Here is a 21,381-nt window from a genome sequence, read left to right as displayed (position 1 = left end):
AACGCCGAAGGGCGGCACCCCCACGGGGTGCCGCCCTTCTTTCGCGTTACTACGCCTTACTGGTTGTACGGACCGTAGTCGTAGTCCTCCAGCGGAACGGCCTGGCCGGAACCGGTGCCGAACGGCGAGTAGTCGATGTCGTCGTAGCCGACGGCCGAGTACATCGCGGCCTTGGCCTCCTCGGTCGGCTCGACCCGGATGTTGCGGTAGCGGGACAGACCCGTACCGGCCGGGATGAGCTTACCGATGATGACGTTCTCCTTGAGGCCGATGAGGCTGTCGGACTTGGCGTTGATCGCCGCGTCCGTCAGAACTCGGGTCGTCTCCTGGAAGGAGGCGGCCGACAGCCAGGACTCCGTCGCCAGCGAGGCCTTGGTGATACCCATCAGCTGCGGACGGCCGGAGGCCGGGTGGCCGCCTTCCTGGACCACACGACGGTTCTCGGTCTCGAACTTCGAACGCTCGACGAGCTCGCCGGGCAGCAGCTCCGCGTCGCCCGACTCGATGATCGTCACGCGGCGCAGCATCTGCCGGATGATGATCTCGATGTGCTTGTCGTGGATCGACACGCCCTGCGAGTTGTAGACCTTCTGGACCTCGCCGACCAGGTGGACCTGGACCGCACGCTGGCCGAGGATGCGCAGCACGTCGTGCGGGTTGGTGGCACCCACGGTGAGCTTCTGGCCCACCTCGACGTGGTCGCCCTCGCCCACCAGCAGACGGGCACGCTTCGAGATCGGGAACGCCGTCTCGTCGGTGCCGTCGTCCGGGGTGACGACGATCTTCTTGGTCTTCTCGGTCTCCTCGATGCGGACGCGACCGGCCGCCTCGGAGATCGGGGCGACACCCTTGGGCTGACGGGCCTCGAAGAGCTCGACAACACGCGGCAGACCCTGGGTGATGTCGTCACCGGCCACACCACCGGTGTGGAAGGTACGCATCGTCAGCTGGGTACCGGGCTCACCGATGGACTGGGCGGCGATGATGCCGACCGCCTCACCGATGTCGACCAGCTTGCCGGTGGCCAGCGAGCGGCCGTAGCAGAAGGCACAGGTGCCGACGGCCGACTCACAGGTCAGGACCGAGCGGGTCTTGACCTCCTCGACGCCCGCGTTGACCAGCGCGTCGATGAGCACGTCACCCAGGTCGACGTTGGCCGGCGCGATGACCTTGCCGTCCACCACGACGTCCTCGGCGAGCATCCGCGCGTACACGGAGGTCTCGACGTCGTCCGTCTTGCGCAGGACGCCGTCGGCACCCCGCTCGGCGATCTTCAGCTTCAGACCGCGCTCGGTGCCGCAGTCCTCCTCGCGGATGATCACGTCCTGCGAGACGTCCACCAGACGACGGGTCAGGTAACCCGAGTCGGCGGTACGCAGGGCGGTGTCGGCGAGACCCTTACGGGCACCGTGCGTCGAGATGAAGTACTCGAGGACGGACAGGCCCTCACGGAAGGACGCCTTGATCGGACGCGGGATGGTCTCGTTCTTGGCGTTCGACACCAGACCACGCATACCGGCGATCTGCCGCATCTGCATCATGTTTCCTCGGGCACCCGAGTCAACCATCATGAAGATGGGGTTCGTCTTGGGGAAGTTCGCGTTCATCGCCTCGGCGACCTCGTTGGTCGCCTTGGTCCAGATCGCGATGAGCTCCTGAGTGCGCTCTTCCTTGGTGATCAGACCGCGCTCGTACTGCTTCTGGACCTTCTCGTCCTGCGCCTCGTAGCCCTTGACGATCTCCTTCTTCGCCTCGGGAACGACGACGTCGGAGATGGCCACGGTGACACCGGAACGGGTCGCCCAGTAGAAGCCCGCCGCCTTCAGGTTGTCGAGCGTCGCCGCCACGATGACCTTGGGGTAGCGCTCGGCCAGGTCGTTGACGATCTCGGAGAGCTGCTTCTTGCCCACCGAGTAGTCGACGAACGGGTAGTCCTCGGGCAGCAGCTCGTTGAAGAGCGCGCGGCCCAGGGTCGTCCGGACGCGGAACGAGTCACCCTGCTGCCACTCCGGCTCGCCCTCCTCGGCGACCGGGGGAACCCAGCCGCGCGGCGGGACGGTGCCGATCGGGAAGCGGATGTCGATCGGCGACTGCAGCGCCAGCTCGCCGGCGTCGAACGCCATGATCGCCTCGGCCGTGGAGCCGAACGCGCGGCCCTCGCCCTTGGTGTCACGCAGCTCGCCGTCGGTGGTGAGGAAGAACAGACCGAGGACCATGTCCTGGGTCGGCATCGTCACCGGACGGCCGTCGGCGGGCTTGAGGATGTTGTTCGAGGACAGCATCAGGATGCGGGCCTCGGCCTGCGCCTCCGCGGAGAGCGGCAGGTGCACGGCCATCTGGTCACCGTCGAAGTCCGCGTTAAAGGCGGTGCAGACGAGCGGGTGGATCTGGATGGCCTTGCCCTCGACCAGCTGCGGCTCGAAGGCCTGGATGCCGAGGCGGTGCAGCGTGGGCGCACGGTTCAGCAGGACCGGGTGCTCGGCGATGACCTCTTCGAGGACGTCGTACACGACCGTGCGGCCGCGCTCGACCATCCGCTTCGCCGACTTGATGTTCTGCGCGTGGTTCAGGTCGACCAGGCGCTTCATCACGAACGGCTTGAAGAGCTCCAGCGCCATGGCCTTCGGCAGACCGCACTGGTGCAGCTTGAGCTGCGGGCCGACGACGATGACGGAACGCGCGGAGTAGTCCACACGCTTACCGAGCAGGTTCTGACGGAATCGACCCTGCTTACCCTTCAGCATGTCGCTGAGGGACTTCAGCGGACGGTTGCCGGGGCCCGTGACCGGGCGACCACGACGGCCGTTGTCGAAGAGGGCGTCGACCGCCTCCTGGAGCATCCGCTTCTCGTTGTTCACGATGATCTCGGGGGCACCGAGGTCGAGCAGGCGCTTCAGACGGTTGTTGCGGTTGATCACACGGCGGTACAGGTCGTTCAGGTCGGAGGTCGCGAAGCGGCCACCGTCGAGCTGCACCATCGGACGCAGGTCCGGCGGGATGACCGGCACGCAGTCGAGAACCATGCCCTTGGGGCTGTTCGCGGTCTGCAGGAACGCGGAGACGACCTTGAGGCGCTTGAGCGCACGGGTCTTCTTCTGGCCCTTGCCGGTGCGGATGATCTCGCGGAGCTTCTCGGCCTCCTCCTCGAGGTCGAAGGACTCCAGGCGCTTCTGCAGCGCCGCGGCACCCATCGAGCCGTCGAAGTACGTGCCGAAGCGGTCGCGCAGCTCGCGGTAGAGGAGCTCGTCGCCCTCCAGGTCCTGGACCTTGAGGTTCTTGAAGCGGTTCCAGACCTCGTCGAGACGGTCGATCTCGCGCTGCGCGCGGTCGCGCAGCTGCTTCATCTCGCGCTCGGCACCCTCGCGCACCTTGCGGCGCACGTCGGCCTTGGCGCCCTCGGCCTCGAGCTCGGCCAGGTCGGACTCGAGCTTCTTGGCGCGGTTCTCCAGGTCGGAGTCGCGGCGGTTCTCGATCTGCTGACGCTCGACGGAGACGTGGGCCTCCAGCGAAGGCAGGTCGCGCGTCCGGCGCTCGTCGTCGACGTACGTGATCATGTACGCCGCGAAGTAGATGACCTTCTCCAGGTCCTTCGGAGCGAGGTCGAGCAGGTAGCCAAGACGCGACGGAACGCCCTTGAAGTACCAGATGTGGGTGACGGGGGCGGCCAGCTCGATGTGGCCCATCCGCTCACGGCGCACCTTGGCGCGGGTGACCTCGACGCCACACCGCTCACAGATGATGCCCTTGAAGCGGACACGCTTGTACTTGCCGCAGTAGCACTCCCAGTCCCGGGTCGGACCGAAGATCTTCTCGCAGAAGAGTCCGTCCTTCTCGGGCTTCAGGGTGCGGTAGTTGATGGTCTCCGGCTTCTTGACCTCGCCGTGGCTCCACTGACGGATGTCGTCAGCGGTGGCCAGACCGATCCGGAGCTCGTCGAAGAAGTTGACGTCGAGCACTATGCGTCAATCCCTCTCAGGGTTGTAAGGCTGTGGGTCTGATACGGGGGTCCTGGGGCCGGCGGGGGACTCAGCGGTGATGCCGAGTCCCCTGCCGGACTCCCGTCAGACCTCTTCGACGCTGCTCGGCTCGCGCCGGGACAGGTCGATACCGAGCTCCTCCGCAGCGCGGAAGACGTCCTCATCGGTGTCGCGCATCTCGATGGACATGCCGTCCGAGGACAGCACCTCCACGTTGAGGCACAGGGACTGCATCTCCTTGATGAGCACCTTGAAGGACTCGGGGATGCCGGGCTCAGGGATGTTCTCGCCCTTGACGATGGCCTCGTAGACCTTCACGCGGCCGGTCACGTCGTCGGACTTGATCGTCAGCAGCTCCTGGAGGGCGTAGGCGGCGCCGTAAGCCTCGAGCGCCCACACCTCCATCTCACCGAAGCGCTGGCCACCGAACTGGGCCTTACCACCCAGCGGCTGCTGGGTGATCATCGAGTACGGACCGGTCGAACGGGCGTGCAGCTTGTCGTCGACCAGGTGGTGGAGCTTGAGGATGTACATGTACCCGACCGAGATCGGGTCCGGGAACGGCTCGCCGGAGCGGCCGTCGAACAGGCGCGCCTTACCGGTCGGGAGCACCATGCGCTCGCCGTCGCGGTTCGGGATGGTGTGCTGGAGCAGACCCGCGAGCTCGTCCTCACGCGCACCGTCGAAGACCGGGGTGGCGACGTTGGTGCCGGGGGCGACCTGGTCGGCACCGATGGCCTGGAGGCGCTGCGCCCACTCGTCGGCGAGACCGGAGACGTCCCAGCCGCGGCTGGCGAGCCAGCCGAGGTGGATCTCCAGGACCTGTCCCGGGTTCATTCGGGACGGCACACCGAGCGGGTTGAGGATGATGTCGACCGGCGTTCCGTCCTCGAGGAACGGCATGTCCTCGATCGGAAGGATCTTGGAGATGACACCCTTGTTGCCGTGACGGCCGGCGAGCTTGTCACCGTCGGTGATCTTGCGCTTCTGGGCGACGTAGACGCGGACCAGCTGGTTCACGCCCGGGGGAAGCTCGTCGCCCTCCTCGCGGTCGAAGACGCGGACGCCGATGACCTTGCCGGTCTCGCCGTGCGGGACCTTCAGCGAGGTGTCACGGACCTCACGGGCCTTCTCACCGAAGATCGCGCGGAGCAGGCGCTCCTCCGGGGTCAGCTCGGTCTCACCCTTCGGGGTGACCTTGCCGACCAGGATGTCGCCGGCGACGACCTCGGCACCGATGCGGATGATGCCGCGCTCGTCGAGGTCGGCGAGGACCTCCTCGGAGACGTTCGGGATGTCCCGGGTGATCTCCTCGGGGCCGAGCTTGGTGTCACGGGCGTCGACCTCGTGCTCCTCGATGTGGATCGAGGAGAGGACGTCGTCCTGCACGAGGCGCTGCGACAGGATGATCGCGTCCTCGTAGTTGTGACCCTCCCACGGCATGAACGCCACGAGCAGGTTCTTGCCGAGCGCCATCTCGCCGTCTTCGGTGGCGGGACCGTCGGCGAGGACCTGGCCCTCGATGACCCGGTCGCCCTCGTTGACGACGACCTTCTGGTTGACCGAGGTGCCCTGGTTCGAGCGGGAGAACTTGGCCAGGCGGTACGTGATGTAGGTGCCGTCGTCGTTGGCCACGGTGATGTAGTCCGCGGACAGCTCCTGGACGACGCCGTCCTTCTCGGCCTTGAGCACGTCGCCGGCGTCGGTGGCGCAGCGGTACTCCATGCCGGTACCGACGAGCGGGGCCTCCGACTTAATCAGCGGAACGGCCTGACGCATCATGTTCGCGCCCATGAGGGCACGGTTGGCGTCGTCGTGCTCGAGGAACGGGATCATGGCGGTCGCGACCGACACCATCTGGCGCGGCGAGACGTCCATGTAGTCGACGTCGGTCGGCGGGACGTAGTCGACCTCGCCACCACGGCGGCGGACCAGAACGCGGGGCTCGGTGAACTGGAGCTCGTCGTTCAGGGTCGCGTTCGCCTGGGCGATGACGAAGCGGTCCTCCTCGTCGGCGGTGATGTAGTCGACCTCGTCGGTGACCTGACCGTCGACGACCTTGCGGTACGGCGTCTCGATGAAGCCGAACGCGTTGACGCGGCCGTACGAGGCGAGCGAACCGATCAGACCGATGTTCGGGCCTTCGGGGGTCTCGATCGGGCACATGCGTCCGTAGTGGGACGGGTGCACGTCTCGGACCTCGAAGCCGGCCCGCTCACGGGACAGACCACCGGGACCCAGCGCCGAGAGACGACGCTTGTGCGTCAGACCCGACAGCGGGTTGTTCTGGTCCATGAACTGCGACAGCTGGCTGGTGCCGAAGAACTCCTTGATGGAGGCGACGACCGGCCGGATGTTGATCAGGGTCTGCGGCGTGATCGCCTCGACGTCCTGGGTGGTCATGCGCTCGCGCACGACGCGCTCCATACGCGCCAGACCCGTGCGGACCTGGTTCTGGATGAGCTCGCCGACGTTGCGCAGACGACGGTTGCCGAAGTGGTCGATGTCGTCGGTCTCGACGACGATCTCCCGGCCCGACTCGCCGATCGTCTCGGTCTCGCCGGCGTGCAGCTTCACCAGGTACTTGATGGTCGCGATGATGTCGTCGGTGGTGAGGACACCCGCGTCCAGCGGCTCGTCGGCCCCGAGCTTCTTGTTGACCTTGTAGCGGCCGACCTTCGCCAGGTCGTAGCGCTTCGGGTTGAAGTACAGGTTCTCGAGGAGCGTCTGGGCGGCCTCGCGCGTCGGCGGCTCGCCCGGACGGAGCTTGCGGTAGATGTCGAGCAGCGCGTCGTCCTGGCCCTGGGTGTGGTCCTTCTCCAGGGTGGCGCGCATGGACTCGTACTCGCCGAACTCCTGCAGGATCTGCTCGGTGGTCCAGCCGAGCGCCTTGAGGAGGACGGTCACGGACTGCTTGCGCTTGCGGTCGATGCGCACACCGACCATGTCGCGCTTGTCGATCTCCATCTCCAGCCAGGCACCCCGGGACGGGATGATCTTGGCGGAGAAGATGTCCTTGTCGGACGTCTTGTCGATGGAGGAGTCGAAGTAGACACCAGGGGAACGGACCAGCTGCGACACCACGACACGCTCGGTGCCGTTGATGACGAAGGTGCCCTTGTTCGTCATGAGCGGGAAGTCGCCCATGAAGACCGTCTGGGACTTGATCTCGCCGGTCTCGTTGTTCGTGAACTCGGCGGTCACGAAGAGCGGGGCACCGTAGGTGAAGTCACGGTCCTTGCACTCGTCGATCGAGTTCTTCGGCGGCTCGAAGCGGTGGTCGCGGAAGGTCAGCGACATCGACCCGGAGAAGTCCTCGATCGGGGAGATCTCCTCGAAGATCTCCTCCAGACCCGACTTCGTGGGGACGTCCTGTCCCGACTCAAGGGCGGCCTCGACGCGAGCCTTCCACGCGGCGTTGCCGAGCAGCCAGTCGAAGCTCTCGGTCTGGAGCGCGAGGAGGTTCGGAACCTCGAGGGGCTCCTTGATCTTTGCAAAGGAGATGCGCAGCGGGGCGGTGCTGGCGCCGTTGTTCGTATTGGTCGAGGCGTTGCGCGAGGCGGCCAAGAGGGGGTCCTTCCGAGGGCTCGGACTCACTACGCGCGTACCGGTCCCTTGCGGAGCCCCGTGGAAGACGATTCCCGATATGGCCAAAAGACCAGGTCAGAGTGGGTCGACCAGCGAAGCGGATGCGAGGGGATGCCCCTGGTGACGGGCAGGGGGCAGCTAACAGGCAGCGCAAAGGGTCAGTGTAGCCACTTGGCCCACTGATGTCCAGGGCGAGTTCTTCGCAACCCTCGTTGTTCTCAACTCCGCGGTACCTCGCGCCGTGCGGCGCACCTCGATACTGCCCGTTCGGTCGTCGATCCATGCCTCGGATACGGATCGTTGTGACGACGCGTCCTGAGAATTGCGCGCTGCGTGCGGTTCGTCAAGGCCCCCGCCTCTGCGCGGCGCACGGCGAAGATCACCATACTCCGCTTCCGGAGACCCGGACGACCGCCGCCACGCGGGTCCCGGGAACGCCGAAAGGCGACCACCCAGAAGGATGATCGCCTTTCACGCTGCAAGCGTTACACGCTCAACAGAAGAGTCGCTGACGCGACGAGGTGTTACTTGACCTCGACGGCGGCACCGGCGCCCTCGAGCGCCTCCTTGGCCTTGTCAGCGGCCTCCTTGTTGACCTTCTCGAGGACCGGCTTCGGGGTGCCGTCGACGAGGTCCTTGGCCTCCTTCAGACCCAGGGAGGTCAGCTCACGCACGACCTTGATGACCTGGATCTTCTTGTCGCCGGCGCCGGTGAGGATGACGTCGAACTCGTCCTTCTCCTCGGCAACCTCGGCGGCCGGGCCACCCTGGGCCGGACCGGCAACGGCGACGGCCGCGGCGGCGGTGACGTCGAACTTGTCCTCGAACGCCTTCACGAACTCGGAGAGCTCGATGAGGGTCATCTCCTCGAACTGCGCGAGCAGGTCTTCCTGAGAGAGCTTCGCCATGATGGGCGATCCTTCCACTAATTCGGCAGGTGCCGGATGTACATGTGAGGCGGGCGTACGTTCGGCCCGCTGCGACCCGCGCCGCCCCTGTGGGCGGTCCGGATCATTGCGCGAGCCGAGTTACTCGGCACCGCCCTGCTCGGCGAGCTTGACGCGAAGCGCCTCCGCAGTGCGGACGAACTTCGACGGCAGCGCCTGGAGGAGCGAAGCAGTCTGGGACTGCTTGCCCTTGAAGGCACCGGCCAGCTTGCTGAGCAGAACCTCGCGGGACTCGAGGTCCGCAAGCTTCTTGATGTCGTCGGCGGAGAGAGCCTTACCGTCAAGGACACCAGCCTTGATGATGAGGTTCGGGTTCTCCTTGGCGAAGTCACGCAGAGCCTTCGCCGACTCCACCGGGTCACCGGTGACGAAGGCGACCGCGGTCGGACCAGCGAAGTGCTCGTCCAGCGCGGTGATCCCGGCCTCGTTGGCCGCAATCTTGGTCAGCGTGTTCTTCACCACGGCGTACTGGGCGTTCTCACCGAGCGAACGACGCAGCGTCTTGAGCTGCGCCACGGTGAGACCCCGGTACTCGGTCAGCACAGCGGCGTTCGAGCCGCGGAACTGGTCCGCGAGCTCGGCCACCGAGGCAGCCTTGTCGGGCCTTGCCATAGAGCGTCGGCCTCCTTCCGGGTGATGGGACCGCTCGGAAGGGGCTGAACAAAACAGAACGCCCCGGGCGCAGGCGCACGGGGCTCAGCTCGACCGAATCACGAAGGACCCGGGAACTCATCCACAGTCACCTGCGCGGGTCGTTCGCATATACAGCGAATCCTTCGGCCACTGCACCCTCACGGGCACAGCGACGACCAGCGGTCTTTGGCTTCTGTGGAAGAGTACGCGACGGGGACGGCCGGGGGCAAATCAGCCTCGAGTGCCACCCTGCCCGGCCTCCTGGAGCATCTTGAACAGGTCGACGGTGTCCTTGGCCGGCGGCGCCTGCACCTCGGTCCTGGCGCCGTAGTCGGTGTAGTCGGCCTGCATGTGCACCGTGCCCTGGGCCATGGTCATGCCGACGTCCATGCGCGCCGGGTAGCCGTCCTCGTTGACCCAGATCTCCGTGTCGTAGCCCTTGAGGCCGGCCTTCTTCACGTTGGCGACGAGCTCGTCGTACTGCTCCTTGGAGAGCACCTTCGACGACTTGTTGGCCCGGAGCATCTGCTCGAAGGTGAGCGTGCCCTTGTAGTGCTGGGTCTCCACGCCGTTGATCTTCTCGGCACCGACGTGCTTGAGGTCCGGGGAGTCCAGGAGCAGGGCCAGCTGCTGGGCCGGGTCCTGGTTCATGTTGTCCAGGCCGCCGGTCATCTGCTTCTGGAGCGACTTGTCCCCGGAGGCCTCCGCGGCGGCCTTCAGGTCCAACTTCATCCAGCGCTTGCCGCCCATCTTGGCGGCCTGCTCGGCACCCAGGTCCATGTACATCACGTTGTCGAGCATGATCATGCGGACCTGCTCGGGGGCGCCGGGGTCGGCCGAGCCCAGCAGGGAGCCCTTCATGGTGATGTCCATCGCCGCCGGGTCCCAGCCCTGGACGCCGGTCATCGTGGCGGTGCCGGACTGCGCTCCGACACCCTCCATGCTCATCGTCATGGTGACCTTCGCCGACTTGGCGGCCGAGGTCTTCTGGAAGGCCGCCGTGAGGGCCTTCGTCGCGTCCCCCAGGCCCTGCGTCACCGCCTTGGCCGGAGCCTCCGCGGCCTTCTTGGCGTCGCCCTCCTGGCAGCCCGCCACGCCCGTGACCACGGCCGTCGCCATCAGTGCGACACCTGCGCGCTTCCACGCGGACTTGATCATGAATCCCACCCCATGTGTCTGACGTTCGAAATGCCCCTCGGCACCGTAACCCAGGGTGCCGACAGGGCCGCGACGAATTAAAGCCGCCCCCCGCACCTCCGGAGAGGCGTGGGGGGCGGCTTCATGGACGCTGGAGCCCTACGAGGGCCCCTGAGCCGTCAGGCTCAGACCGCGGCCGGGTCCTCCTCGACGAGGAGGTTGCGGGTGCGGTTCGAGTCGACCGGAATGCCGGGGCCCATCGTGGTGCTGATGGCGGCCTTCTTGATGTAGCGACCCTTGGCGGCGGACGGCTTCAGACGGAGGATCTCCTCCAGGGCCGCGCCGTAGTTCTCCACCAGCTGGGCGTCGTCGAAGGACACCTTGCCGATGATGAAGTGCAGGTTCGAGTGCTTGTCGACGCGGAACTCGATCTTGCCGCCCTTGATGTCGTTGACAGCCTTGGCGACATCGGGGGTGACGGTGCCGGTCTTCGGGTTCGGCATGAGACCACGCGGGCCGAGGACGCGGCCGAGGCGGCCGACCTTGCCCATGAGGTCCGGGGTGGCGACGACGGCGTCGAACTCGTTCAGGCGGTTGCCCTTGGAGATCTCGTCGATGAGCTCGTCGGAGCCGACGATGTCGGCGCCCGCGGCGATCGCGGCCTCGGCACGGTCACCGGTCGCGAAGACCAGGACCCGGGCGGTCTTACCGGTGCCGTGCGGAAGGTTCACGGTGCCACGGACCATCTGGTCGGCCTTGCGCGGGTCGACACCCAGACGGAAGGCCACCTCGACGGTGCCGTCGAACTTGGTGGTGGAGGTCTCCTTGGCGAGACGGACGGCCTCGAGCGGGGCGTAGAGCTTCTCCCGGTCGATCTTGGCGTCCGCAGCGCGGAGGGACTTGCTGCGCTTCACTGCTGCTCCTGGTGTTTCAGGTATGGAGTCGTGGTGCGGGCCGGCGCTGGCCCTACCACTGAAGACGTTCCGATGTCCGGCTCGCGCCGGGCGTCGGGGGTGAATCAGCCCTCGACCGTGATGCCCATGGAACGGGCGGTGCCGGCGATGATCTTGGACGCGGCGTCCAGGTCGTTGGCGTTGAGGTCGGGCATCTTGGTGGTGGCGATCTCGCGGACCTGCGCCTCGGTGATCTTGGCGACCTTGGTCTTGTGCGGCTCGCCGGAGCCCTTCTCCACGCCCGCGGCCTTGAGGATCATCTTGGCGGCCGGCGGAGTCTTGGTGATGAAGGTGAAGGAGCGGTCCTCGTAGACCGTGATCTCCACCGGGATGACCCAACCGCGCTGCGACTCGGTCGCGGCGTTGTAGGCCTTGCAGAACTCCATGATGTTGACGCCGTGCTGACCCAGCGCGGGGCCGACCGGCGGGGCCGGGTTGGCCGCACCAGCGTTGATCTGGAGCTTGATAAGCCCCGTGACCTTCTTCTTCTTGGGAGGCATTGCTCTCTCCGGGTCCTAGTGAGAGTTTTTCAGCCGATCCATCCGGTCATCCGGATGGAGGCATACCGCACAACGATAACGGGTATAGCTGCGCGTCCAAAAACCGAGCAGGTCAGAGGGGCTGTAGCAGCCCCTCTGACCTGTCCGGAAACTTAGTTCGTCAGTTCTTCTGGATCTGGTCGAAGCTGAGCTCGACCGGGGTCTCGCGACCGAAGATCTCGACGAGGCCCTTGACCTTCTTCGAGTCGGCGTTGATCTCGTTGATCGTGGCCTGGAGCGTGGCGAAGGGGCCGTCGGTGACGGTGACCGAGTCGCCGACCTCGAAGTCGAGGACCTCGACGGTGACCTTGCGGGCCGGAGCCGGCTTGCCCTCGGCCTCGGCGGCCTCGCGGGCGGCCTTCTCCTCGGCCTCCGGGGCGAGCATCTTGACGATCTCGTCCAGGGTCAGCGGGTACGGGTCGTAGGCGTTGCCCACGAAGCCGGTGACGCCGGGCGTGTTGCGGACGACACCCCAGGACTCGTTCGTCAGGTCCATGCGGACGAGCACGTAGCCGGGCAGCTTGTTCTGCCGGACGTTCTTGCGCTCGCCGTTCTTGATCTGGACGATCTCTTCCTCGGGGACCTCGGCCTGGTAGATGAAGTCCTCGACGTTCAGCGAGACGGCGCGCTGCTCCAGGTTGGCCTTCACGCGCTTCTCGTAGCCCGCGTAGGTGTGGATCACGTACCACTCGCCGGGCAGACCGCGCAGCTCGTCACGGAGCGCGGCGATGGGGTCGACCGGAGCGGCGGGCTCGGTGTCCTCGGCCTCGCCGGCGGCGTCCTCGGCCTCTTCGGCCTCCTCGGCCTCTTCCTCGGCGGCCTCGACGTCGGCCACCTCGGTGCCGTCGTCCTCGGTGTCCTCGGCCTCGGCCTCGTCGTCGCTCTCTGCCGCGTCGGCCTCGTCGAGCTCGAGCTCGAGCTCGCCGGCCTCGGCGTCCGCAGCCTCGGCCTGGTCCTCGTCGGCCGCCTCGACGATGTCGAGCTCGTCCTCGACGGACTCGGACTCGAAGGCGTCGTTCAGGTTCGCGTCAGACACGGTGGCTGCTTCTTCCTGCGATACAGATGGGGTGGAACAAAAAGTCAGCCGAAGACGTACTTGACTGCTTCCTGGAAGCCATAGTCAATCACGGTCACGAGGCCGATCATGATGACAACGAAGACAATCACCACAGTGGTGTACGTCGTCAGCTGGCCGCGAGTGGGCCAGACGACCTTGCGGAGCTCCGCGATGACCTGGCGGTAGAAAAGGGCGAGACGGCCCAGAGGGCCCTTCTTCCCGCGCTTGCCGCCCTTCCGGTTCTTCTTCTGAGACTCCGGAGCGGCATCCTCGGCATCAGGCATGTCGATGGAGCCTACGGCATCCGTCACGATGTCTCACCTGATTCCGGGTCGTGGCCGTGCCGCGCCCGGGTTGGGTGGAGCCGCACGGCGGTGCAATGAAGTACGTACATGCGCACACAGCCTGGCGGTGTGTGTAGCAGGGCCGGAGGGACTTGAACCCCCAACCGCCGGTTTTGGAGACCGGTGCTCTACCAATTGAGCTACGACCCTTTGTGGCTTCCCCAACCTACCGCATCGTGAGATGTGGTCGGTGCGGGCCAACGAGCAGTGAGTGTACGTGGTCATGGGCCCTCACGTCGAACAGGAAGCGCTCCGACCTGCCGATCGCCCCTCCCGCACCCTCGCGGATCACCGCGTACGACCGGGATTGACCGTTCCTGTCCGCTCCGTGAAACCCGTGTGCCGGGCCCTGACGGGGTCTGGGACCATGGCCGCATGAGCGCTGCTACCCCTCCCACCGAGCGTCGGGTCTCCGCCCGGATCGGTGCGATCTCCGAGTCCGCCACCCTCGCCGTCGACGCCAAGGCCAAGGCCCTCAAGGCCGCCGGCCGTCCGGTGATCGGCTTCGGCGCGGGTGAGCCCGACTTCCCGACGCCGGACTACATCGTCGAGGCGGCCGTCGAGGCCTGCAAGAACCCGAAGTACCACCGCTACACGCCGGCCGGCGGCCTGCCCGAGCTCAAGGCCGCCATCGCGGAGAAGACGCTCCGCGACTCGGGCTACGAGGTCGACGCCTCCCAGATCCTGGTGACCAACGGCGGCAAGCAGGCCATCTACGAGGCGTTCGCCGCGATCCTCGACCCGGGCGACGAGGTCATCGTCCCGGCCCCGTACTGGACCACGTACCCCGAGTCGATCCGCCTCGCCGGCGGCGTCCCGGTGGAGGTCGTTGCCGACGAGACCACCGGCTACCGGGTGTCGGTGGAGCAGCTGGAGGCGGCGCGCACGGAGCGGACCAAGGTCGTCCTCTTCGTCTCCCCCTCGAACCCGACCGGCGCCGTGTACAGCGAGGCGGACGCCGAGGCCATCGGCCGCTGGGCCGTCGAGCACGGCCTGTGGGTCCTCACCGACGAGATCTACGAGCACCTGGTGTACGGCGACGCGACGTTCACCTCGCTGCCGACGCTCGTGCCCGAGCTGCGCGACAAGTGCATCGTCGTCAACGGCGTCGCCAAGACGTACGCCATGACCGGTTGGCGCGTGGGCTGGATCGTCGGCCCGAAGGACGTGGTGAAGGCCGCGACCAACCTGCAGTCGCACGCCACCTCCAACGTCAGCAACGTGGCGCAGGTCGCCGCGCTCGCCGCCGTCTCCGGCAACCTGGACGCGGTCGCCGAGATGCGCACCGCCTTCGACCGGCGCCGCCAGACGATCGTGCGGATGCTCAACGAGATCGAGGGCGTGTACTGCCCGACCCCGGAGGGCGCGTTCTACGCGTACCCGTCGGTGAAGGGGCTGCTGGGCAAGGAGATCCGCGGCAAGCGCCCGCAGGACTCGGTCGAGCTGGCCGCGCTGATCCTGGACGAGGCCGAGGTCGCGGTCGTCCCGGGCGAGGCCTTCGGCACGCCGGGCTACCTGCGCCTGTCGTACGCGCTGGGCGACGAGGACCTGGTGGAGGGCGTGTCCCGGATCCAGAAGCTCCTCGCCGAGGCGCGCGACTGAGGCACACCTCGACGTCGAGGTGTGCCGGGCCCCTGCCTCTCCGGAGGCAGGGGCCCGTTTTTGCGTTCTAGCAAGGTCCCGATCGGGGAAACGGACTGTATTCGTCCATTCGGGTGCGGCAGGATCAGCCAATGGAGCACGTTTACCGCGATCTCAGCACCCTGCCGAAGGCCCACCTGCACCTGCACTTCACCGGGTCGATGCGGCCCTCGACCCTGATCGAGCTCGCCGACAAGTACGGGGTGCACCTCCCCGAGGCACTCAAGAGCGGTACCCCGCCGAAGCTGCGGGCCACGGACGAACGCGGCTGGTTCCGCTTCCAGCGGCTCTACGACATCGCCCGCTCCTGCCTGCGCGAGCCCGAGGACATCCGGCGCCTGGTGCGCGAGGCCGCCCAGGAGGACGTCCGGGACGGCTCCGGCTGGCTGGAGATCCAGGTCGACCCCACCTCGTACGCGCCGCTGCTCGGCGGGCTGATCCCGGCCCTGGAGATCATCCTGGACGCCGTGGACGCGGCCTCCCGCGACACCGGGCTCGGGATGCGGGTCGTGGTCGCCGCGAACCGGATGAAGCACCCCCTGGACGCGCGCACGCTCGCCCGGCTCGCGGTCCGGTACGCGGACCGGGGCGTGGTGGGCTTCGGGCTGTCCAACGACGAGCGCCGGGGCATGGCCCGCGACTTCGACCGGGCCTTCGCCATCGCCCGCGAGGGCGGTCTGCTCGCGGCCCCGCACGGCGGCGAGCTGACCGGCCCCTCGTCCGTACGGGACTGCCTGGACGACCTGCGGGCGGCCCGCGTCGGGCACGGCGTACGGGCGGCGGAGGACCCGCGGCTGCTGCGCAAGCTCGCCGAGCGCGGGGTGACCTGCGAGGTGTGCCCGGCGTCCAACGTGGCGCTCGGGGTCTACGAGAAGCACGAGGACGTGCCGCTGCGGACCCTCTTCGACGCGGGCGTCCCGATGGCGCTCGGCGCGGACGACCCGCTGCTGTTCGGCTCCCGGCTGGCGGCGCAGTACGAGATCGCCCGGACGCACCACGGCTTCACGGACGCGGAGCTGGCCGAGCTGGCCCGGCAGTCCGTCCGCGGCTCGGCGGCCCCGGAGGACGTCAAGGAGAAGCTGCTGGCCGGCGTCGACGACTGGCTGGCGGCCCCGGTCGGCTGAGCGTCAGCCGATCCCGCGCATGACGGTGCGGGCGATCGAGCGCGCGAAGTCGTCGAGGGACTGCGGCGGCCGGCGGTCCGGGGTCATCTCGTAGGCGAACGCCCGCTGCACGCAGGCCCCCAGCAGCAGGGCGGCGGCGGCCTGCGGGTCGGCGTCGGCGTCGATGCGGCCGTGCGCCTGCTCGGCGCGGAGGTAGCCGGCGAGGCCCTCGATGGGCTTGTGGGGGCCGACGCCGAGCTCTCGCATGACCTCTTCGTGGCGGGCCTTGAGCTGGGGTTCCGCGTAGAGGGACGCGGCCATCGGGAAGGTCTGCTCGTAGAAGAGCGCGGCCCGGCGGGCGATCTCGGCGAGGTTCTCCTCGACGCCGCGGCCCTGCGGGTCGACGGCGAGGGTGCCGAGGAGGTCCCCCAGCTTGGGCAGCCGTTCGTTGAGGACGGTGACGAACAGCTCCTCCTTGCTCGGGAAGTACTTGTAGAGCGCCGCCTCCGAGCAGCCGGCGGCCTTCGCGATCTCCTTCGTGGTGGTGCGGGCCAGGCCGGCCGTGCGCATGAGGTCGCGCGCGGCGTCGATGATCCGGGTGCGGGTCGGCTTCTGGTCCACGGGATCTCCGGAGAAGTGCTTGACGGGTGAGTGAGTGCACACCCACTCTAGGGGTGAGTGATTACTCACTCACCCCTACCAAAGCTGACAAGCAGAAACCTGGAGAGATGCGACATGAAGCTCACTGTCTTCGGCGCGACCGGCGGCATCGGCCAGGAGATCGTCCGCCAGGCCCTGGACGCGGGCCATGAGGTGACGGCGGTCGTGCGGGACCCCGCGCGGTTCACCCTCACCGGGGAGCGTCTGGGGGTCTTCCGCTCCGATCTCACCGACCCCGGGGCCCTCCGCGGCGCGGTGGCCGGCCGGGACGCGGTCCTGTCGGGCCTGGGCGCCCGCAGCCGGGCCGACGCCGGCGTCGCGACCCGGCTGACCCGCTCGGTACTGGGCGCCATGGAGGCGGCCGGCACCCGCCGGCTCCTCGTCGTCAGCGCCGCGCCCCTCGGCCCGGTCCCGGCCGGTCAGGGCGTGACCGACAAGGCGGTGCTCGCGATCATCAACTCCGTCCTGAAGGACGTCTACGCCGACCTGCGGGAGATGGAGGCGGAGCTCGCCGCGAGCGCGACCGACTGGACCTCCGTCCGCCCGCCCAAGCTCACCGACAAGCCGGTCACCGGCCGCTACCGGAGCGTCGTGGGCGGCAACCCGCCGCGCGGCCGCTCGCTCGCCCGCGCGGACGTGGCGCACGCGATGCTGGCGATGATCGACGACACGGCGACGGTGCGGCAGGGCGTGGGCGTCGCCTACTGAGGCGCGCGGGCCTCAGATCTCGACGCCGACGGTCACCGGCTCGTTGACGAGGGTGATCCCGAACGCGTCCCGGACCCCGGCGACGACCTCGCGCGCGAGCGCGAGCAGGTCCTCGGTGGTCGCCTCGCCCCGGTTGGTGAGGGCGAGGGTGTGCTTGGTGGAGATCCGGGCGGGCCCGGAGCCGTAGCCCTTCACGAAGCCGGCCTTGTCGATCAGCCAGGCCGCGGAGGTCTTCATCGAACCGTCCTCGCCCGCCGGGTAGGCGGGCGCGGCGGTGTCCGGACCGAGCCGCTCGGCCACGCGCCCGAGGAAGTCCGCGTACTCCCCCGCCGTCAGGATCGGGTTGGTGAAGAAGGACCCCGCCGACCACGTGTCGTGGTCCTCCGGGTCCAGGACCATGCCCTTGCCGGCCCGCAGCCTCAGGACCGTCTCCCGCGCCCGCGCGAGCGGCACCCGGTCGCCCGCCTCGACCCCGAGGGCCCGGGCCGTCTCCGGGTACGCGATCGGCGCCGACATCCCGTCGGCGTCCGCGAGCTCGAAGCGGACGCGGAGCACGACGTAGCGGTCGGGCTGGTCCTTGAACAGGCTGTGCCGGTACGTGAAGGCGCACTCGGCGTTCGTGAGCGTGACCGTCTCCTCGGCCCGGCGGTCGTACGCGACGACCTCGGTGATCGTGGCGGACACGTCCTGGCCGTAGGCGCCGACGTTCTGGATCGGGGTGGCGCCCGCCGAGCCGGGGATGCCGGCCAGGCACTCGATCCCCGCGAGCCCGGCCTCGACGGTCCGCGCGACGGCGTCCGTCCACACCTCGCCCGCGGCGAGCTCCAGGCGGGTCCCGTCGAGGGAGAAGCCGCGGGTGGCGATGTGCAGGGCGGTGCCGTCGAAGCCCTTGTCGCCGATGACCAGGTTGGAACCGCCACCGATGACGAGCAGCGGGATCCCGGCCGCGTCGGCCTCGCGGACCGCGGCGACCACCTCGTCGTCGGTGGTCGCCGTGACGAGCCGGGCGGCGGGCCCGCCGAGCCGGAAGGTGGTCAGGGGGGCGAGGGGGGCGTCGTGGAGTACGTGCACGGGCTCAAGAGTACGTTCCACGGGCGAGTCGTCCTCTCCCGCAGGGACGACGAAGCCCCGGCGCCGTCGGGCTCCGGGGCTCGGGTCGTCACGCGTATGCGCGTCAGGCGTCAGGCGTCAGGCGTCAGGCGTCAGGCGTCAGGCGTCAGGCGAGCTTGACCACGGCGCGGGACATGCCGAGCACCTTCTGCCCGGCGCTCGTCGCGGTGAGGTCCACCCGCACCTGACCGTCGTCCAGCTTCGCGGCCACCTTCGCGGAGACCTCGATGACGGCGCCCTCGTCGTCGTTGGGGACGACGACCGGCTTGGTGAAGCGGACGCCGTACTCGACGACGGCGGCCGGGTCGCCGGCCCAGTCGGTCACGACCCGGATCGCCTCGGCCATGGTGAACATGCCGTGGGCGATGACGTCGGGGAGACCGACCTCCTTGGCGAACTTCTCGTTCCAGTGGATGGGGTTGAAGTCACCCGAGGCACCGGCGTAGCGGACCAGCGTGGCGCGGGTCACGGGGAAGGTCTGCGCCGGCAGCTCGGTGCCGACCTCGACCTCGTCGTAGGCGATCTTCGCGGTCACGGTCAGGCCTCCTCGGGGGCGCGGGACACGAGCTTGGTCCAGGCGGTCACGACGTGCTCGCCGCTCTCGTCGTGGACCTCGCCGCGGATGTCCAGGATGTCGTTGCCGGCGAGCGACTTGATGGCCTCGATGGTGCTGGTGACCGAGAGGCGGTCGCCGGCGCGCACCGGCCGGGTGTAGGCGAACTTCTGGTCGCCGTGCACCACCCGGCTGTAGTCCAGGCCGAGCTGCGGGTCCTCGACGACCTGGCCCGCGGCCTTGAAGGTGATCGCGAAGACGAAGGTCGGCGGCGCGACGACGTCGGGGTGGCCGAGGGCCTTGGCGGCCTCCTGGTCGGTGTACGCGGGATTGGCGTCGCCGATCGCCTCGGCGAATTCGCGGATCTTCTCGCGGCCGACCTCGTACGGAGCGGTGGGCGGGTAGGTCCGGCCCACGAAGGACTGGTCGAGCGCCATGGCCTCGATACCTCCTGGATCTCTTGCGTACAAACGACGCGAGGCCGTCCCCTGCTGGGGACGGCCTCGTGTTCGAGCCTGTTTAGCGCGTCTCGCGGTGCGCGGTGTGCGAGTTGCAGCGAGGGCAGTGCTTCTTCATCTCAAGACGGTCCGGGTTGTTGCGCCGGTTCTTCTTGGTGATGTAGTTCCGCTCCTTGCACTCCACGCAGGCCAGCGTGATCTTCGGGCGGACGTCGGTGGCAGCCACGTGAGTGCTCCTTGACGGACGGATGGGATGGATTAACGCATGAAAGAGTAGCCGATCGCAGGACCGACCCCACAATCGGCTACCGTGTGTAGCGGTGACCGGACTTGAACCGGTGACACAGCGATTATGAGCCGCTTGCTCTACCGACTGAGCTACACCGCTTTGATGTTAGGGTTCCCGCCCGAAGGCGGGTTCCCTCTCACCAGAGCCCCAATACGGAATCGAACCGTAGACCTTCTCCTTACCATGGAGACGCTCTGCCGACTGAGCTATTGGGGCGAGCGAGGAAGACATTACACGGTCCTCCGCCCATCACCCAAATCCGTTTCCCGGGCACTCGCCCCAGGCCCCTCCTAGGCCACTCGTGCACTCATCAGTACGACTATTGCGCTCCTCCTCGAAGGCTGCTGCGGGCGCCCCTAGGCTCGGGGCCCACGCTGCGTGATCTTGGTCCTGGCGAGCCGTGAGGAGCCCGATGTCCGCCGACAGCAAGCAGCCCCAGCCACCGCCCGACGACCGGGCCGCGGCCCCCGCCGACACCACGTCGCTGCTGCTCTCGAACGCGCGGCTCACCGACGGGCGCACGGTCGACGTGCGGCTCGGCGGCGGCCGGATCGAGGCCGTCGGCACCGCCGGCAGCCTCGCCGCCGTGGGCGCCCGCGTCGACCTCGCCGGCTACCTGCTGCTGCCCGCCCCCGCCGAGCCCCACGCGCACGCCGACACCGCACTCACCGCCGACTCGCCCGGCCCCGTCCCGTACACGACCGAGGAGGTCCAGCGCCGGGCCACCGAGGCCGCGCTGCTCCAGCTCGGGCACGGCGCGACCGCGCTGCGCGCCCAGGTGCGGATCGGGGACGTGCACGGCCTCGGCCCGCTCGAAGCCGTTCTGCAGGCCCGGCGCTCCCTGCGCGGCCTGGCCGACCTCACGGCGGTGGCGGCGCCCCGGCTGCTCACCGGCGTGGCCGGCGCCGACGGGATCGCGATGGTGCGGGACGCGGTGAAGATGGGCGCCGGGGTGGTCGGCGGCTGCCCCGATCTGGACCCGGACCCCACGGGGTACGTGGAGACGGTCCTGGAGGTCGCCGCGGAGCACGGCTGCCCCGTGGACCTGCACACCGACGGCGACGACCCGGCCCGGCTCGCCCGCCTCGCGGCGATGGCCGGGGGCCTGCGGCCCGGCGTGACGATCGGGCCCTGCGCGGGGCTCGGGCGGCTGCCGGCCGACCAGGCCCGCCGGGCCGCCGACCAGCTGGCGGCGGCCGGGGTGACCGTGGTCTGCCTGCCGCAGGGCGGCTGCGCGGCCACCGAACTGCGCGGCACCGCCCCGGTCCGGCTGCTGCGAACCGCCGGGGTGCGGGTCGCGGCCGGCGGCGGGGCACTGCGCGACGTGTCCAACCCGGTGGGGCGCGGCGACCCGCTGGAGGCCGCCTACCTGCTGGCCTCGCTCTCCGGCCTGCCGCCCGAGGAGGCGTACGGGTCGGTGAGCGCGGACGCGCGGGCGGCGATGGGCCTTCCGGAGGTGCGGGTGGAGGCCGGCTTCCCGGCGGAACTGCTCGCGGTGCGGGGCGAACGCCTCGCGGGCGTGCTCTCCCTCGCGTACAGCCGGATCGTGGTGCACCGGGGGCGCGTGGTGGCCCGGACGAGCGCGGTGCGGGAGTACTGCGACTCGGCGGCGTCCCTGGACCTGCCCCGGCAGGCGCGCCCGGACTCGGGAGGCCCGGCGGGGCCCGGAGCCGTACGGTCGTGA

At 68.6% G+C, this 21,381-nt stretch carries 18 protein-coding genes and 3 tRNA genes; 4 read left to right on the top strand and 17 right to left on the bottom strand.

What is annotated here, in order from left to right; all coding sequences use genetic code 11:
- Positions 1-56: 56 nt before the first annotated feature.
- The 10 genes from AB0M16_RS01465 to AB0M16_RS01420 form a co-directional block, all read right to left on the bottom strand.
- The gene (locus AB0M16_RS01465; protein ID WP_365337504.1) at positions 57-3,956 is read right to left on the bottom strand and encodes a DNA-directed RNA polymerase subunit beta'; all 3,900 of its coding nucleotides are present in this window, start codon (positions 3,954-3,956) and stop codon (positions 57-59) included.
- Between the two features lie 105 nt (positions 3,957-4,061).
- Entirely contained in the window at positions 4,062-7,544 is a 3,483-nt protein-coding gene (gene rpoB / locus AB0M16_RS01460; RefSeq protein ID WP_365337502.1) for a DNA-directed RNA polymerase subunit beta, read from the bottom strand.
- Positions 7,545-8,089: 545 nt separating this feature from the next.
- On the bottom strand, positions 8,090-8,473 hold the full coding sequence (rplL, locus tag AB0M16_RS01455) for a 50S ribosomal protein L7/L12 (RefSeq protein ID WP_365337500.1): 384 nt from the start codon (positions 8,471-8,473) through the stop codon (positions 8,090-8,092).
- A 120-nt stretch (positions 8,474-8,593) separates the two neighbouring features.
- The gene (rplJ, locus tag AB0M16_RS01450) at positions 8,594-9,124 is read right to left on the bottom strand and encodes a 50S ribosomal protein L10 (RefSeq protein WP_365337498.1); all 531 of its coding nucleotides are present in this window, start codon (positions 9,122-9,124) and stop codon (positions 8,594-8,596) included.
- A 252-nt stretch (positions 9,125-9,376) separates the two neighbouring features.
- Positions 9,377-10,303, bottom strand: coding sequence for a hypothetical protein (locus AB0M16_RS01445; protein ID WP_365337497.1), 927 nt, complete (start codon positions 10,301-10,303; stop codon positions 9,377-9,379).
- Positions 10,304-10,467: 164 nt separating this feature from the next.
- The gene (gene rplA / locus AB0M16_RS01440) at positions 10,468-11,196 is read right to left on the bottom strand and encodes a 50S ribosomal protein L1 (protein ID WP_365337495.1); all 729 of its coding nucleotides are present in this window, start codon (positions 11,194-11,196) and stop codon (positions 10,468-10,470) included.
- 104 nt (positions 11,197-11,300) lie between these two features.
- A complete protein-coding gene (rplK, locus tag AB0M16_RS01435) occupies positions 11,301-11,735 on the bottom strand; it encodes a 50S ribosomal protein L11 (RefSeq protein WP_030494213.1) in 435 nt (144 codons plus the stop codon).
- A 160-nt stretch (positions 11,736-11,895) separates the two neighbouring features.
- Positions 11,896-12,810, bottom strand: coding sequence for a transcription termination/antitermination protein NusG (nusG, locus tag AB0M16_RS01430; protein ID WP_365337494.1), 915 nt, complete (start codon positions 12,808-12,810; stop codon positions 11,896-11,898).
- Positions 12,811-12,854: 44 nt separating this feature from the next.
- Positions 12,855-13,142 carry a preprotein translocase subunit SecE gene (secE, locus tag AB0M16_RS01425; protein WP_365337492.1) on the bottom strand — a complete coding sequence of 96 codons (288 nt, stop codon included), beginning with the start codon at positions 13,140-13,142 and terminating at the stop codon, positions 12,855-12,857.
- Between the two features lie 110 nt (positions 13,143-13,252).
- Positions 13,253-13,325: transfer RNA gene (locus AB0M16_RS01420), tRNA-Trp, on the bottom strand.
- Between the two features lie 225 nt (positions 13,326-13,550).
- Between AB0M16_RS01420 and AB0M16_RS01415 the strand changes: the two genes are divergently transcribed.
- Together AB0M16_RS01415 and AB0M16_RS01410 are read left to right on the top strand one after the other, a co-directional pair.
- Positions 13,551-14,777, top strand: a complete 1,227-nt coding sequence (locus AB0M16_RS01415; RefSeq protein WP_365337490.1) for a pyridoxal phosphate-dependent aminotransferase — start codon at positions 13,551-13,553, stop codon at positions 14,775-14,777.
- Positions 14,778-14,908: 131 nt separating this feature from the next.
- Positions 14,909-15,940: an adenosine deaminase gene (locus tag AB0M16_RS01410; RefSeq protein ID WP_365337488.1), complete on the top strand. Its 1,032-nt coding sequence runs from the start codon at positions 14,909-14,911 to the stop codon at positions 15,938-15,940.
- 3 nt (positions 15,941-15,943) lie between these two features.
- Here the strand turns inward: AB0M16_RS01410 and AB0M16_RS01405 are convergent, their stop codons facing one another.
- Positions 15,944-16,540 (bottom strand): helix-turn-helix domain-containing protein, encoded by a 597-nt coding sequence (locus AB0M16_RS01405; protein ID WP_365337486.1) that lies wholly within the window; start codon positions 16,538-16,540, stop codon positions 15,944-15,946.
- Between the two features lie 114 nt (positions 16,541-16,654).
- Here AB0M16_RS01405 and AB0M16_RS01400 point away from each other — a divergent pair, with 114 nt between their 5' ends.
- Positions 16,655-17,287, top strand: a complete 633-nt coding sequence (locus AB0M16_RS01400) for an NAD(P)H-binding protein (RefSeq protein ID WP_365337484.1) — start codon at positions 16,655-16,657, stop codon at positions 17,285-17,287.
- Between the two features lie 12 nt (positions 17,288-17,299).
- Here the strand turns inward: AB0M16_RS01400 and AB0M16_RS01395 are convergent, their stop codons facing one another.
- The 6 genes from AB0M16_RS01395 to AB0M16_RS01370 form a co-directional block, all read right to left on the bottom strand.
- Positions 17,300-18,379, bottom strand: a complete 1,080-nt coding sequence (locus tag AB0M16_RS01395; protein WP_365337482.1) for a UDP-N-acetylmuramate dehydrogenase — start codon at positions 18,377-18,379, stop codon at positions 17,300-17,302.
- 124 nt (positions 18,380-18,503) lie between these two features.
- Positions 18,504-18,932: a MaoC family dehydratase gene (locus AB0M16_RS01390; RefSeq protein ID WP_365337480.1), complete on the bottom strand. Its 429-nt coding sequence runs from the start codon at positions 18,930-18,932 to the stop codon at positions 18,504-18,506.
- Between the two features lie 2 nt (positions 18,933-18,934).
- Positions 18,935-19,387 carry a MaoC family dehydratase N-terminal domain-containing protein gene (locus AB0M16_RS01385; protein WP_365337478.1) on the bottom strand — a complete coding sequence of 151 codons (453 nt, stop codon included), beginning with the start codon at positions 19,385-19,387 and terminating at the stop codon, positions 18,935-18,937.
- A gap of 82 nt (positions 19,388-19,469) precedes the next feature.
- On the bottom strand, positions 19,470-19,634 hold the full coding sequence (gene rpmG, locus AB0M16_RS01380) for a 50S ribosomal protein L33 (RefSeq protein WP_003956487.1): 165 nt from the start codon (positions 19,632-19,634) through the stop codon (positions 19,470-19,472).
- An 89-nt stretch (positions 19,635-19,723) separates the two neighbouring features.
- A tRNA-Met gene (locus tag AB0M16_RS01375) sits at positions 19,724-19,796 on the bottom strand.
- Between the two features lie 44 nt (positions 19,797-19,840).
- Positions 19,841-19,913: transfer RNA gene (locus AB0M16_RS01370), tRNA-Thr, on the bottom strand.
- Positions 19,914-20,109: 196 nt separating this feature from the next.
- Between AB0M16_RS01370 and AB0M16_RS01365 the strand changes: the two genes are divergently transcribed.
- Positions 20,110-21,381 (top strand): amidohydrolase family protein, encoded by a 1,272-nt coding sequence (locus tag AB0M16_RS01365; protein ID WP_365337476.1) that lies wholly within the window; start codon positions 20,110-20,112, stop codon positions 21,379-21,381.

This window comes from Streptomyces sp. NPDC051921 (assembly GCF_040680975.1).
Taxonomy (GTDB): domain Bacteria; phylum Actinomycetota; class Actinomycetes; order Streptomycetales; family Streptomycetaceae; genus Streptomyces.
Note: the sequence above shows the minus strand (reverse complement) of the source record. Positions and strands in the feature narration are given on the sequence as shown.

What these genes read in the sequence shown, in the direction of transcription:
- rplL (WP_365337500.1), bottom strand. Translation starts at nt 8,473, where the DNA reads ATGGCGAAGCTCTCTCAGGAAGACCTGCTCGCGCAGTTCGAGGAGATG.
- rplJ (WP_365337498.1), bottom strand. Translation starts at nt 9,124, where the DNA reads ATGGCAAGGCCCGACAAGGCTGCCTCGGTGGCCGAGCTCGCGGACCAG.
- AB0M16_RS01445 (WP_365337497.1), bottom strand. Translation starts at nt 10,303, where the DNA reads ATGATCAAGTCCGCGTGGAAGCGCGCAGGTGTCGCACTGATGGCGACG.
- rplK (WP_030494213.1), bottom strand. Translation starts at nt 11,735, where the DNA reads ATGCCTCCCAAGAAGAAGAAGGTCACGGGGCTTATCAAGCTCCAGATC.
- AB0M16_RS01415 (WP_365337490.1), top strand. Translation starts at nt 13,551, where the DNA reads ATGAGCGCTGCTACCCCTCCCACCGAGCGTCGGGTCTCCGCCCGGATC.
- AB0M16_RS01410 (WP_365337488.1), top strand. Translation starts at nt 14,909, where the DNA reads ATGGAGCACGTTTACCGCGATCTCAGCACCCTGCCGAAGGCCCACCTG.
- AB0M16_RS01400 (WP_365337484.1), top strand. Translation starts at nt 16,655, where the DNA reads ATGAAGCTCACTGTCTTCGGCGCGACCGGCGGCATCGGCCAGGAGATC.
- AB0M16_RS01385 (WP_365337478.1), bottom strand. Translation starts at nt 19,387, where the DNA reads ATGGCGCTCGACCAGTCCTTCGTGGGCCGGACCTACCCGCCCACCGCT.
- AB0M16_RS01365 (WP_365337476.1), top strand. Translation starts at nt 20,110, where the DNA reads ATGTCCGCCGACAGCAAGCAGCCCCAGCCACCGCCCGACGACCGGGCC.